This is a genomic window from Coleofasciculus sp. G1-WW12-02 (assembly GCF_040219735.1).
Classification (GTDB): domain Bacteria; phylum Cyanobacteriota; class Cyanobacteriia; order Cyanobacteriales; family Coleofasciculaceae; genus Coleofasciculus.
In genome coordinates this window covers 73,402-87,242 of record NZ_JAVJRX010000045.1, presented here as the reverse complement: position 1 = coordinate 87,242, position 13,841 = coordinate 73,402, and the positions used below count along the sequence as shown (strand labels likewise).

Here is a 13,841-nt window from a genome sequence, read left to right as displayed (position 1 = left end):
TAAACCTATGTCATCAAACATTGAAACTCTATCAAAATTAGAACAACAAACTCCGCCTAGTCCGTCCACGTTTCGCCTTTCTCCCTTAATTCGGATCACTCTTTTGAGTCTATACGTGGCGCTCACTGTACCTCTACCCTTTTTAGCTCAAGTGTCTTCGGCATCTGTACCGTCAGCATTGTTGTGGGGAGGAATTGGTTTGGGGTTATTAGCGCTTTATGGGGCGTTGAGTGAACGAGTAATTGTGGATGATGAGAAAATTCAGGTGACTTATCCGAAATGGGTTCCCCGCTTTTTCCGTAAGGGTTGGGAGTTACCTTGGGCGGATGTTAAAGATTTAAAAATGCGGACGACGGGACAAGGAGGATTGGTTTACTATTTTGTGAGTCAGTCATCGGCTCAGGCGTATTTACTACCCATGCGTGTGGTGGGATTTGCTCGGTTAGTTAAATTAGTAGAAACTTATACAGGTATCGATACCACCGATATTCGTCCATTGGCACAACCTTGGATGTATCTAATTTTGCTAGGATTGACGCTATTGTTATTACTCGTAGATGGTTGGACAATTTGGACGGTTTTTAGTCAAGGTTTGCTCCCTTGAAAATTAAGGGAGGCTCTGCCTGGGAACGATGATGTATCGGGAAGCCTAGAATGAATTCAACTCAAGACTATATGCATAATTTCGCTATCAAAAAGCAAGAAATTATGCAATTAGTTAATGAATTAGTCAATAAAGAAACAAATATTGATAAATTGCCAAAGTCTCGCCAAGAAATTCTTGACGAAACTTCTAGTATTTTAGTCTTTATTCAGAGGCTTGAAAGACTGAGTATAAAAAAGAAGCAAGTTGACAAAGGACATGAACCAAGAGTTCTTGAACTTACCAGTATCATTGATGTTTTAATTCCAGCGATTAAATTTGTTGTGGATGGCAAAGCTAGTATTTCTCTGGTAAAACGAACCCGCCTGAGACTGTTGCGCTCGTTACGGAGACACGAATCATTTTTTATCATACTAAGACGATCAATTTATAATACTTTTATCGATATTTACTATTTAGATTCAGTACCAACCAAAGTAATCATCGGACTGTGTTTCCCTTTTTCGTTGGCGGGGATTATTGCGCTGGTTTCTTCTGTTTATTTTTTGAATTATGGAACTCAAACTTCAGAAATAGCCCAAGTTAGTCAATCCTTGGAGAAAATTAGCAATGAACGCAGGGAAATAGAACAAACCTTAGCAGGTATGGAGGCTCCACAAAGAGCGTTAAGCTCAGTTGCTGGGGAAAGCGGTCAAACGCTGGAAGAAAGAATCAGCACGATTGAATCAACCTTGGCATCGCTAGATGATGTCAAGGATCAACTTCAATTAATGAAGGAACAAAATCAAGCGGCTAACCAATTAACCATAACCTTGCCCTTTGGTTTGGAAAATATTTCTTTATCTCCAGAAGATTCTCAAGTTATTTTCCGAGTGTTTGTGGTTGGGGCATCTGGAGCGTTGGGGAGTGTGGTCAGTATTTTAATTAGACTTAAGGAATTTGATGTAGAGTTTCGAGAAATTCTCGATCCAATCATTCCATTTTTAATCGGGGCATTTAAGCCAGTAATTGGAGCATCATTTGGTGTTTTTATGTATGCCTTGATTAGTTCTGGACTTGTTCCCCTAGATACGAACCCAACCAATGCTACAGGTAGAAAAGAGGAATTATTTTATTTTGCGATCGCGTTTACGGTGGGATTTAGTGAAAGGTTAGCTAAAGATGTGATTGCCCGGGCAGAAACTACCGTAAATGTGGGAAACGTCAGAGAAGTAGACGAATCAGGAGAACAATAGTTGACACTCACCCGGCTGAAAGCGTGGGTGATTCTTCCGTCGTAGGGAGGCAGAGTTTAGCGTCTTCCAGGACGTGACCTTTACCCTCAGAAAGCTTACCCACCGTGTGTCCCACGGCTTGCAATCCTCTAATTTCTACTACCTTGGCGGCTGCTACATCTCTATCGCAGGTGTACCCACAAAACTGACATTTGTGTACCCGCTGTGAGAGTTTCTTTCTGCCTGTCTCTTTTAGGCACTTGGGACAGGTCTGACTGGTTCCCGCTGCGGGTACTTTCTGGAAGTACACCCCTCGCTTGAAACAACATTGGGAAAGGATATCCAGAAACTGCCCCCAACCTGCATCTAGGCAGTGTTTGGAGAGGAATCCCCGCGAGAGAGCCTTCAGGTTGAGTTGTTCGGCAAATATCATTTCCGCCCAATCACAGAGGTTATGGGCTAACTCCCAGTGGTAATTTTTTCGGGTGTTGGCTATCCGCTCATGTAGTCGGCTCACCTTGGCTTGTGCCTTGGCGCGATTGTTTGACCCGAACCGCTTATTAGTTACTTTTCGTTGCAGCGATTTAAGCTTGCGTTCTAGTCGCTTAAACGGTTGTGGATTGGCGAACAATCGCCCATTAGACACGGCGGCAAAATGGCTGATACCGACATCTATTCCTATTGACGTACCCGATGGATTGATTTCCGGTACATCTACTTTCCATTGCAGGGTTAGTTGTACATACCAGCCGGATGCCCGTCTCACAACCCGCGCCTGTTTGATGACTGCATCTTCAGGTATTGAACGGGATTGCTTGAATTTGATTAATCCCATCTTGGGTAGCCTAACATGACTCCCTTCAATGGGTTGATTGCTCAAGCTGGGAAATACGAATGACCGCATCCGACCTGCTTTCTTGTACCGTGGAAAGCCTCTCCCATTCTTCCACATTCCCTCGAATGCCAATTGCAAACGTTTAAGGGTTTGTTGTAGCACTTGTGAGTGTACTTTCTTGAGTTCAGGGATATTCTTTTTAGCTTGGGTGAGACTTCCACACTGGCTGGAATAGGTGGGTGCTTTTCTGTCGGCAGGTATGATGTACTCGCTTTTAATCGAGCAAGCATTTATCGGACATTTACGAGAGTTCACCCAATCTTTTCGCTCACTTAGAGCGTAGTTATACACTCGACGACATTGTTCTAGCCACTCCTCAAAAGTGGCTATTTGAGCGCCAGTTGGTTTTAACTTAAACTCGTAAATTAGGTTAAACACTTGCTTCGATTTCTTGCAATGTTTGTTGGTATTATACTACATTATTGGTTAAGTGCTATCAGGATGAAATGACTCGCAACTAAAGTTGCTGCAAAAGGACGCATCGCTCGGTTTCATCCCCCGATTGAAATACGGGGGCTTTCACCTTCGCTATTTTGTAACCATGAGACTGTACCTCTAGTTAAGAATGAACTCGCCCATGGTATATGATTATTCATTATCCCCGACGGTTGCTCAACTCCAACTGAAGCAAGTGAGTTTTGTCACATCAGCTAAAGGGGCGATTCCAGGAACCACTATTCTGGGTGATATTTCTTTTGAGGTAGCTAAAGGCGATCGCATAACCTTAATTGGTCCGTCTGGTGCAGGCAAAAGTTCACTGCTGCGGCTGTTGAACCGATTGAGTGAGCCAACCAGCGGTAAGATTTATCTGGATAATCAAGAGATTCAGACTATTCCTGTGCTTCAGTTACGACGGCAAATTATGCTGGTTCCCCAAGAACCAAAATTATTGGGAATGACGGTACGGGAGGCGCTGGCTTATCCATTGGTGTTACAGCAGCTAGGAAAATCCGCGATCGCACAACGGATTCAAACCTATGGGGAACGGCTTCACATCCCAGAAAATTGGCTGGAACGCACCGAATTACAACTTTCAGTCGGACAGCGACAACTGGTTGCGATCGCGCGGGCTTTAATTTGTCAACCCCAAATTATCTTACTGGATGAACCCACATCCGCCCTCGATGCGGGGACAGCCTCTCATGTTCTGGGTGTCTTGGCTGACATGGCGGATCAGGATCAGATTACCGTTTTAATGGTTAATCATCAGTTAGACATGGCTAAACTCTTCTGTAATCGGATATTGTATTTACAGACAGGTCAGCTCATGCAAGATACATCAGCGACTAATATGGACTGGAACCTGTTACGAGATTCCTTAGTAAAAGCCCAAGCGCAAGCGGCTCAAGAGTGGGGGGTAGAGGAGTTTTGACCCTTCACTTGGCGCATAAGGCATGACGAGTGAGTATAGGGGCGGGTTTAGGGATTTCGCGCAAGCTATTGATAATAACATTTGTTTTGTTCAAAACCCGCCCTGAGTCACTGCAACACTTAACTCCCAGACGCTTCTTGCATCGCGTCTCTACATTGCTTCCCCTGCACCTGGAACTATTGCCCCCAAGCTGTACTCGCGGCTACGGGTGCGGCATTGGATCGAGAAGTCGGATAATTATTCTCTTGTCCTCCTACAGTTGATTGGCTCCTCTCCAGCATGTCTGGATTAAACCGATAACCGACATTCCGTACCGTTTGAATTAAACTCGGTTGTCGGGGATCAGTTTCAATTTTTTTACGCAACGAGAGGACATGGGTATCAATAGTACGGGGATTGTCAATAGCATCGGGCCACGCCCGACGTAGTAATTCAGAACGACTCAATGGTAGTCCTTCAGCTTGGGTTAAGACGTAGAGCAAACTAAATTCCTGAGGCGTTAAATCAACAAACTCCCCTTGGTAACAAACCCGGCGCTGGACTAAATCAATTTTGAGATCACCATATTCCAGCGTCATTGGTACAGCCGTCATCCGGATGCGTCGAATCAGCGCCTCAACTCTTGCCAGAAATTCCTGCATCCCAAAGGGTTTAGTCAGATAATCATCAGCACCGGCTTTTAACCCTTGGACAATATCGGCTTCGTGATTACGGGCAGACAGCATTAAAATTAACGAACGTCGCTGCTGCTGAATCCAGCGGCAAAACTCTACTCCATCGCCATCGGGCAAGTCAGAGTCGAGAATGACGAGAGTGGGTTGGCGATTGTAGAATGTCTCTCTGGCTTGATAGAGGGTGGCGGATTGATAAACCCAATAGTCCGCCTGCTGCAAGTGCCAACCTAGCAGCGATCGCAAATGGGGATTTCCCTCGATAATCTGAATACAAACCGATGATCCCACGGCATTTTGCTTCCTTTTTCGGGGTTGTTACTTAGGTTAACAAAGCTAATGTCAAGATTTTGTAACAACTGTTACTCTAGATAGTGATTCGCCATTGGTCATATCTTGGCTACTAATGCATCTCATAAAATGCTCCCAGAGGACTTGGTGGACGTGAGCAGATGCAACCTGTGCGATCAAGAGTTTGAGTGTGACATTTTGTGATACGCTTAATTTCCAAGCATCCATCTGAGCTAATTCATTGCTATCGTCCTCTACGTTACGTCCGTTACGTCTATGTCAAAAAAAGCACTTCCGACCCGTGGGCAGTTGGAACGCAACCTCTCCCAAGAAGTACAATCACTGTACCGTGAGCAACTTGGGCATCAACCGAGCCAAATAACTAGCAGTATTCAAGGCAATAGAGTTACGCTTATTCTGGAAGATGCCGTTACTCAGCCAGAGCAGTTACTCGCTAACCAGGGAGAGGAAGCCCTAACCCAGCAGGTGCGATCGGATTTGAATGCCGCGATCAAGCCTCTATTAAGAGAGCTAATCCAGGAGATTTTGGGAGTAGAGGTGGTTGATTTGCTTAGCGATACCACCCTAGAAACCAAAAGGGTGGGAATCATCGCGGTGTTAGCCGAGCCTCCTCAATGTCGCTCTTCGGGTTCAGCCGCCAAACAGCCGACTCATAAAGCTTCTTAAGATTAAGAAGTAGGTGGGCACAGGTTAACGCTAAGATCGTCATTAGCCATTGGTTATTTATAATTTATAATTTGTTATTTTCAATAAAAATTCTATTTTTATCGCAATTATACTCGATATTGTCGATTTAAAAAATGTGACTTAAGGAAGATTAATATAAATGCAAAATAATGGCAAATTTACTTTACTAGAGAAAAACTCAAAACTCATTCTCCTTTAGATTATGAAATTCAATCTGGGCTGTAAATTAAACTATAGTGTTGCAGCAAGTAGCACCCTTATTTTTAATCTCAGTGTTGTTGAGAAAAAATTTCAAAAAATCCTGCAAGAAAGCTTGCAAATAGAACCATCCATGAATTATGAGGAGTATGTTACTCCTGTGATGGAAAACCGATATCTACGAATCAATGCATCCCCAGGTGACTTGCAGATTTCTTATCAAGCAACTGTGGATTTATCTTATCAGGATGAAGATCCCAGTTCGATTGCGGAAATTCCTCCGGCTAAGTTACCATTAGAAAACTTACATTACCTCTACCCATCGCGTTACTGTGAGTCAGATCGGCTTATGCGTCTGGCACAGCATGAGTTTGGTGATTTGATTCCTGACTATTCCCGAGTTACGGCTATCTGTAACTGGATTTACGATAACGTCACCTATTTGTCAGGTAGCACCAATCAACATACCTCGGCTTATGATACCGCAACAGAACGAGCGGGGGTTTGTCGAGATTTTGCCCATTTAGGGATTGCTTTTTGTCGGGCGTTAAATATTCCGGCTCGATTTGTTACTGGATATGCCTACAATTTAGAACCTCCAGATTTCCATGCTTATTTTGAGGCGTATTTAGGCGATCGCTGGTATTTGTTTGACCCTACTAGACTCGCCCCCTGTAATGGGTTCATTCGGATTGGGATAGGGCGAGATGCTGCTGACGTAGCCTTTGCGACTATTTTTGGCAATGTTCAGATGGAGTATAAGGATGTTTTTGTCGAAGCGGTTCCGGATCAAGATGGGAAAACGCCTCATCTACCCGACTATACCGATCGCGCGATCGCACTAATATAGGGGTTGCTGCAGGGAGTCTGGTGGTGGGGGTAGGGAGTTCTGGAAGCCGGGGGAGCAGGGGAAGCCGGGGAAGCCGGGGGAGCCATAGTACATTTTCCCTGATAGCGGTGCAAGGGTATAAAAGGGTTAAACCCTCCCTCCTTGAACAGGAGCAAATATCAATGCCACTCAAAGCCTTGATCCATAAGGGTTTGGCAGTTTTGCAGCAAGCCCTAATATAGCAAAAGTAGGAATCATTAACGCAATGATCGCCGAGCTGTCCAGATTCTGATGCTCTTGAGAGAAGCAAAGGGTCAAAACCAGGTTCCCTCCAACGAAACGAAGGGTCAAATTTTCCTTTTTTCTGTCTTTAGTATGAAGGAAATTGTAGGGGTTTATTGCCACTATTGGAAAGTATGCTCAGAGTTCTGGAGAGTCTCCACAGACGCCAAGAGCATCCATAATGCAAGCTCCAGAACCATTTGATAGACTTGTCAGGGTAGGTTTAGTCCAAAAAAAAGAATAAGCTGATGTGCATTTAAATCGCCTATTCCCTGTTCCCTATTCCCTGTCCCCTGTTCCCTTTAAAGACTATTATGCCGTTATTAAACATGAAATTACAACTCAGCAAACTGCGTCAAATCCTCGCCTTGTGCTTAATTCCAATTTGCCTAGTTTTCGGTTTAGCGATCATTAACAATAATAGCGCCGCCTTAGCTACCCCTCTAACTCCAACCGCACAATTAACCCCAGCTCATCCCCAATCTGAGGAATCTGTAGATTTAGATAAAGGGGCTGAGCAAGCGAAAAAGGCGTCAGAAAAGGCATTTGATGGCTTAGAGACAACCAAAGAATTGATCGGCAAAACCGAGAAAAGAAAGCAGGCGATCGAATATGGACGGAAAAAGGCAAGCCGTAAATGGGAATCGATAGCTGATAAAGCCGAAAAAGCTAAAAAATCTGAAGCATCCTTGAACGACACAGAAAAATTAACACTTGATCGGATGAGTGATGGTAAATAATCCAGTTTTAATTCAGATATGGCATTATTCTCAACTGGAAACTGTAGGAGCGCAAAGCCTTTGTCAACTGAAGGCTAAAACCCTTCCTTAATAAAAGCTCCCCCTTTTTAAGGAGGATGCGAGGGGGAGCTAAATTTTGAGCGCGAGTCAGGTGAATGAAGCATCACTAACATCGATAACGAAAGATAAACAATCCAGAAGTTTCTCACCTAAGAGGGATAACATTAGCCTCAATTAACGTTACATTTATTTACAAAGGCAATCATAGATAACTTAACCGGAGAATTAGAGTATGACAAACCAACCCACTACACCAGCACCCGAAACCCTCACCAGTCCCGAACAACGCAATGCTTGGAGATTTGGCTTCAGCCCCCAAGCCGAAATTTGGAATGGTCGTCTAGCCATGCTAGGCTTCATTATTGCCCTATTCGTTGAGTACTTTTCGGGTCAAGGAGTTCTACACGCATTAGGAATCATGTAAGCGTCGTTGGTTCCTCAGTGTAGGGAGACGATATATCCATGGGTGTCAACTTAAGGTCAAAAAGAAAGTAATACCTTAACTTGAACCCTCCCTAACCCTCCCCGCCGTCTTGGGGAGGGAATTTCATTTCTGTCTTAAGGTTGATGCCTGATTGAGAAAAACCGTTAATCCTAATGAGGATCAGTATCATTCGCTTAAGGAGTTCATGACGCTAGATTTTTTACAGGTTACCTTTTTAGACAATCAAGTTGCCGACTATCTCATCGCCTTAATCATTTTGGTTGTGGGGGTTTTTCTGATCAAAATTCTCCGCAAAGTGATTATAAGACAGCTCAAAAATTGGGCGGCGAAAACCACAACCCTACTGGATGATTCCCTAATCCGGCTCGTTGAGCGAGCCGTGATTCCTCTGCTTTACGTTGGCACGTTTTATGTGGCAATTGCCAATCTCACCTTACATCCGATTCTGGATCAGGTGATTGATGCATTGACGTTGATTATTGCCACGATTTTGGGAATTCGCCTCTTGGTTTCTCTGGTGGAATACGGTTTCCGGCTTTATTGGCTAACTCGCCGCCAAAGTGAAACAGTCGAGCAAGCGCTTGATGCGTTGATTCCGGCGGCTCGGATTGCTATTTGGGCGCTGGGAATTGTCTTTTTGTTAGATAATCTGGGTTTTGATATCTCCGCTGTTGTAGCTGGATTAGGCATTGGTGGTGTGGCAATTGCTTTAGCCTCTCAAGGCTTCCTCCAGGATTTATTCAGCTACTTCTCTATCCTCTTTGATCGTCCCTTTGAATTGGGAGATTTTATCATTGTTGATGATTTCCTCGGATCAGTCGAACATATTGGCATTAAAACAACCCGCCTGCGGAGTTTAAGTGGAGAACAACTCGTTTTTGCCAACACCGATTTAACTAATTCGCGGATTCGCAACTATAAACGGATGCCTAAACGACGGGTAGCGTTTAAATTTGGCGTGCTGTATGAAACCTCTCAATCTAAGCTGCAAAGCATCCCCGGAATTGTCCAAGGTATTATTGAAAATTTGGAGAATACTACCTTTGACCGGGCGCATTTTAGCGATTACGGGGATTTTAGCTTAAATTTTGAGGTTGTCTATTACGTTTTGAGCAGTGATTACAACCTCTATATGGATATCCAACAGCAGCTTAATTTACAGCTTAAACAGGAATTTGAAGCGCGTCAGATTGAGTTTGCTTACCCCACCCAAATCACCTATTTTGGGAATCTCAACACGGGAGAAATTAGCGATTCTTTAAGTGCGTTGGTTGCTGATGGCAGACATTGAGCAAATCTTTGTTGTGAAAAAGGGAAGCCCGCCCTATAATCTTTGACTTAGTGCTGGGAGGATGTCATATCAACCTCATCCCCTAGCCACCGGGCAAAATCTGTGGTAAAGGTATCCCGAAAAATCGCCTCTCGAATCCCTTGAGTAAAGCGAATCAACTCCGTAACATTATGCAGGGAGATTAACATAAAGCCCAAAGCTTCCCGCGATCGCACCAGATGACTCAGATAGGCGCGGCTAAAGTTCTGACAGCAATAACAGGGACAAGTCGAATCCAACGCCGTAAAATCCTCACGAAACCGAGCATTTTTCAAATTCCACCGTTCCCCCTGAACCAACGCCGCCCCATGACGCCCTAAGCGCGTGGGAATCACACAATCAAATAAATCCACACCAGCTGCGATCGCGCGTGCCATTTCTCGATACGTCCCCACCCCCATCAAATACCGTGGCTTATTGGCGGGTAAATACGGTGCCGTCGCTGCTACGATTTCATGGATAAATTCCACCGGTTCCCCCACACTCACCCCACCAATGGCGTAGCCCGGTAAATCCAAAGACACCAAAGACTCAGCCGCCTGACGACGCAAATCCAGATAAACACCACCCTGAACAATACCAAACAGCGCTTGCTGATCCGCACGAGTGTGAGCATTGATACAGCGCTTAAGCCAGCGATCCGTTCGTTCCAGTGACGCCTCAATCTGCGAACGACTCGCCGGATAAGGGGGACATTCATCAAATGCCATAATAATATCCGCCCCTAGGGCATTTTGGATAGCGATTGACCGTTCTGGGGTGAGATTAATCAATCGTCCATCCCGAGGCGAACGAAAAACCACACCCTCTTCACTAATTTGGCGCAACTTACTTAAACTAAAAACCTGAAAGCCGCCCGAATCCGTCAAAATAGGGCGATGCCAACCCATGAAGTGATGCAATCCTCCCGCTTGCTGGACAATCCCTTCTCCGGGTTGCAGGTGCAAATGATAGGTATTAGCGAGAATAATTTGTGCTTGTGCCGCTTCTAACTGAGCAGGCGTTAGAGTTTTGACCGTTGCCAAAGTACCCACGGGCATAAACCGGGGTGTTTCTATCAGACCATGGGGACTGTGCAGTAAACCGGCGCGTGCCTTGGTTTGGCTGCACCATGCCTGACATTGGAAGGAAAATGAATTGTATGTTTGAGCCAACGCGGTTAAGGGTTCGTGATCGTGCTTTGATTATTGTGGCTCATCATCTGTTTTGTGTACTGTCAGGGTTTTTTGACAATGCCAGCGAATCAGTCGTCAAGGATAAAAGGCATACACCAATAACAGCGGAAAATCTTGTTCTGGTTTTCGCTTCCCTCAGATTCACTCCGCAATGACCGAGTATAGTAGGGCGGCAAATACCCAGCTGTTAACAACAGAGGAAAAAGCAGAAACCCTGCCATAAACAACTGTAGCCTGGGAGCCTTGTTGTACTTGCTCTGTTCGGACAGCCAAACCGATTAGAAAGGACATTCGCCCTCATCATCAATTTGTACGTCCCACCGGGCATTGAGGACTTGGGTAACCATGGCTTCTAAGGCTTCGGCGTTGAGGGTTTCGACGGATTGCTCCTGTAACGGGTTGGATAGAGGAATCAGCCTCAGCCGACGGTTCTCCTGGACTAAATCAAAATAAGCCTGCTTTTCCGGCGTCTGATGCAGTTGCAAGTAATCAAAACTCTGGACATTGATGTAGATAGCTTGATTGGCAATTAGGGTAGAACGGCGGGAATCAGCAAAGACTTCCAGCACATATCCTTCCCCTTCACTTTGCACGTTACTATCAATTGTGTGACTATAGCGGACGCGACCCAAATCAGTGAGTAGGCGTCCCATGTCTTGTTTATTGATAATAATGCCCGTATCAATAATACAAGGGGCAGGAAGTCGGCGTGGAGGTTGATGATAACTCATGGGTAAAGCCTATGATGCATAAGGGGCTAATATTGCCTTGCCAGGAGGATTGGCATTGTGATTAGACGCGACTGCAAAACCCAATACTTCTTTTCTTAACGACTGCCCAGCTAAAGGTTCAGTCGGAAGCTGTAGTTATCAAGAATCAGAAATTCATCCACAGGCTCGTGCCGGTGGACTGTGTTCTGAAATACTTGAGTGTTACGGGTATTACAGTAGGGTTACTAGACCATACTATCCCAATATTCGCCAGCTATTCATCGGACAATATACGTAAATTTCTGTGTAGTAAACGATGAACCCAAATCCTGACCCGCTCAATAGCTTTCTAACGCCTGTATCCCTGTGCTTCCGGGCTTCCCTGCACCGGTGTCCCCCTGGATTAAATTATTCTCTATGAAGTGGTTTAACGTTCAATCAATGTGGCAGATGGGACAAAAGTTCTGGCAGTCTTGGCTGGGTGCGATCACCTTTTATACCTGTATCCCCATTCCCATGAGTTGGGGGTTGGACTTTGAGCGCATTGCCCGTTGGGCACCTGGGGTGGGACTATTTATTGGTGTTATCTTAGCGGTGCTAGACGCCGTATTGCAATACTGGGGGATGCCTAACCTGACCCGGAGTGGGGTTATCGTGGTGAGTTGGGTAGCACTCACGGGAGGACTGCATCTTGATGGCGTAATGGATACGGCAGATGGCTTAGGTGTACAAGATCCTAAGCGACGGCTGGAGGTTATGGCAGATAGCGTTACTGGGGCGTTTGGGGCGATGGCCGCGATCGCGCTACTATTACTAAAAACGGCGGCGCTTACCGATATTGAAACCTATCGCTGGTTGGCATTAATCAGTGTAGCTGGATGGGGGCGCTGGGGACAAGTGGTGGCGATTTCGATTTATCCTTACCTCAAACCCACCGGGAAAGGCGCGTTTCATCAACAAGGGATTCAGGTGCCGATTGATAGTCTGTGGGGGGGATTGTTACTCCTGGGGGTGTGTGGATTGCCCCTAATCTGGAGCGGAGGTAGTCTTAAGCTAGGGGTAATTCTAGCTGGAGGAGGTTGTGCGATCGCGCTTTTGACCGGGTTCTGGTTTTACCGCCAGTTGGGAGGACATACCGGGGATACCTATGGGGCGGTGGTGGAATGGACGGAATCCCTATTGCTCTGTTTACTGACAATAGTTCTCTGAGCCTTGGGTATCTGAGCCTTGGGTATCTCAAGCCGTTGCCGTCCCCGGAAATGACCTATATTTAATCAAAAAACCAGCCAATACCAACAGCACAATTGCAATTGTCCCAATTCCCAGAGGGCTAGGAACCCAATACACCACAGCTAGGCGGTTAAGTTGACCGGGAATCAGAGTCCACACAAGCTGACGCCCATTCTCATAAATCTTAGGCGTGATGGTATTATCACCTAGCTCAATAATGTTTGCCCCCCAAGGAGTCTGCAAACTCAACTGCAAATTCAATAGCGAACCCGGACTAACAATAATACTACCATTTGCCGAAAGCACCGCTAGCGATCGCAAGTCCAGTTCATAGTTCAACTGATTCCGTTGCACCACAAAAAAGCTACGTTGCTTTATACTTAACGTCGAGTCCAGACTGGGTAAATCAACGCTTCCCCTATCCTTCGCACTCCCATGACTTGGGTTCACTGGGTTAAAAAATTGATTAAACTTGGTGGTCAATTCCTCTCCATTACTAAATGGAATTGTCACCACAAGCGAATGCTTAGAACGGCGCGTCGTTTTTCCTTGGAGTTCCTTGGCACGTCGCTCAATACTTTTAAGCCATTCAGTCGCTTGAGCATTACTAAAACTTCTCAGTTGTTCCCCCAGGCGGATTTGCTGCACAATCGTGCCGTGGTTTTCATCCCTGACGTTAACTAAAACATCATAGTTGACACAGCCAGACAGGAGTAATGAGACCAACAAGACAACCCCAATCACCCGTAGGCGACTGAGAATACGAACGGCGGACAATCCATTTATCAATGCTGGTTTCACCAACTTTACTCCTTTATCTGTGACCGTCTTTTCCCTATATTACTTATTACTTATTACTTATTGATTTTCTGCCGCTCAAGTATGTGGGAGCCGCAAACCTTACGCCCCTACATTTTTGCTCTAGCGTTGAATCACTTAATTATTGATAATCTCCCACTTTATGAAGTCGTTTTACTCTACTATCTGATCAGGCGTTGACGCACGCATTATTACAATAAATTCTCAAACTCTCTGCCCTTGTCCTACCTAGAACTTAGTATTTTATCAAGCTGCAGGCTCTCCGGTA

At 45.3% G+C, this 13,841-nt stretch carries 14 protein-coding genes; 9 read left to right on the top strand and 5 right to left on the bottom strand.

What is annotated here, in order from left to right:
- The first annotated feature begins 7 nt into the window (after positions 1 to 7).
- Positions 8 to 604, top strand: a complete 597-nt coding sequence (locus RID09_RS07880) for a hypothetical protein (protein ID WP_446335396.1) — start codon at positions 8 to 10, stop codon at positions 602 to 604.
- A gap of 50 nt (positions 605 to 654) precedes the next feature.
- The gene (locus RID09_RS07875) at positions 655 to 1,839 is read left to right on the top strand and encodes a hypothetical protein (RefSeq protein WP_446335395.1); all 1,185 of its coding nucleotides are present in this window, start codon (positions 655 to 657) and stop codon (positions 1,837 to 1,839) included.
- A 7-nt stretch (positions 1,840 to 1,846) separates the two neighbouring features.
- Here RID09_RS07875 and RID09_RS07870 read toward each other — a convergent pair whose 3' ends face one another.
- The gene (locus RID09_RS07870) at positions 1,847 to 3,091 is read right to left on the bottom strand and encodes an RNA-guided endonuclease InsQ/TnpB family protein (RefSeq protein WP_446335394.1); all 1,245 of its coding nucleotides are present in this window, start codon (positions 3,089 to 3,091) and stop codon (positions 1,847 to 1,849) included.
- Positions 3,092 to 3,290: 199 nt separating this feature from the next.
- Here RID09_RS07870 and RID09_RS07865 point away from each other — a divergent pair, with 199 nt between their 5' ends.
- Positions 3,291 to 4,085, top strand: a complete 795-nt coding sequence (locus RID09_RS07865; protein WP_446335393.1) for an ABC transporter ATP-binding protein — start codon at positions 3,291 to 3,293, stop codon at positions 4,083 to 4,085.
- A gap of 176 nt (positions 4,086 to 4,261) precedes the next feature.
- Here the strand turns inward: RID09_RS07865 and RID09_RS07860 are convergent, their stop codons facing one another.
- Positions 4,262 to 5,047, bottom strand: a complete 786-nt coding sequence (locus RID09_RS07860; protein ID WP_446335392.1) for a response regulator transcription factor — start codon at positions 5,045 to 5,047, stop codon at positions 4,262 to 4,264.
- 276 nt (positions 5,048 to 5,323) lie between these two features.
- Between RID09_RS07860 and RID09_RS07855 the strand changes: the two genes are divergently transcribed.
- The 5 genes from RID09_RS07855 to RID09_RS07835 all read left to right on the top strand — a co-directional run bounded on the left by RID09_RS07855 (position 5,324) and on the right by RID09_RS07835 (position 9,600).
- Positions 5,324 to 5,734, top strand: coding sequence for a DUF2294 domain-containing protein (locus RID09_RS07855; protein WP_446335391.1), 411 nt, complete (start codon positions 5,324 to 5,326; stop codon positions 5,732 to 5,734).
- 223 nt (positions 5,735 to 5,957) lie between these two features.
- Positions 5,958 to 6,803, top strand: coding sequence for a transglutaminase-like domain-containing protein (locus RID09_RS07850; protein WP_446335390.1), 846 nt, complete (start codon positions 5,958 to 5,960; stop codon positions 6,801 to 6,803).
- Positions 6,804 to 7,378: 575 nt separating this feature from the next.
- Entirely contained in the window at positions 7,379 to 7,804 is a 426-nt protein-coding gene (locus tag RID09_RS07845; RefSeq protein WP_446335389.1) for a hypothetical protein, read from the top strand.
- Positions 7,805 to 8,096: 292 nt separating this feature from the next.
- Positions 8,097 to 8,288, top strand: a complete 192-nt coding sequence (locus RID09_RS07840) for a chlorophyll a/b-binding protein (protein WP_446335388.1) — start codon at positions 8,097 to 8,099, stop codon at positions 8,286 to 8,288.
- Between the two features lie 205 nt (positions 8,289 to 8,493).
- A complete protein-coding gene (locus RID09_RS07835; RefSeq protein ID WP_446335387.1) occupies positions 8,494 to 9,600 on the top strand; it encodes a mechanosensitive ion channel family protein in 1,107 nt (368 codons plus the stop codon).
- A 47-nt stretch (positions 9,601 to 9,647) separates the two neighbouring features.
- On the opposite strand, the gene tgt is transcribed toward RID09_RS07835, so the two are convergent.
- Together tgt and RID09_RS07825 are read right to left on the bottom strand one after the other, a co-directional pair.
- Positions 9,648 to 10,793: a tRNA guanosine(34) transglycosylase Tgt gene (gene tgt / locus RID09_RS07830; RefSeq protein WP_446335386.1), complete on the bottom strand. Its 1,146-nt coding sequence runs from the start codon at positions 10,791 to 10,793 to the stop codon at positions 9,648 to 9,650.
- 299 nt (positions 10,794 to 11,092) lie between these two features.
- Positions 11,093 to 11,545 (bottom strand): hypothetical protein, encoded by a 453-nt coding sequence (locus RID09_RS07825; RefSeq protein WP_446335385.1) that lies wholly within the window; start codon positions 11,543 to 11,545, stop codon positions 11,093 to 11,095.
- Between the two features lie 396 nt (positions 11,546 to 11,941).
- On the opposite strand from RID09_RS07825, the gene cobS reads away from it, so the two are divergent.
- A complete protein-coding gene (cobS, locus tag RID09_RS07820) occupies positions 11,942 to 12,733 on the top strand; it encodes an adenosylcobinamide-GDP ribazoletransferase (protein ID WP_446335384.1) in 792 nt (263 codons plus the stop codon).
- Positions 12,734 to 12,760: 27 nt separating this feature from the next.
- On the opposite strand, the gene RID09_RS07815 is transcribed toward cobS, so the two are convergent.
- Positions 12,761 to 13,555: a DUF3153 domain-containing protein gene (locus tag RID09_RS07815; protein ID WP_446335383.1), complete on the bottom strand. Its 795-nt coding sequence runs from the start codon at positions 13,553 to 13,555 to the stop codon at positions 12,761 to 12,763.
- Between the last annotated feature and the right edge of the window lie 286 nt (positions 13,556 to 13,841).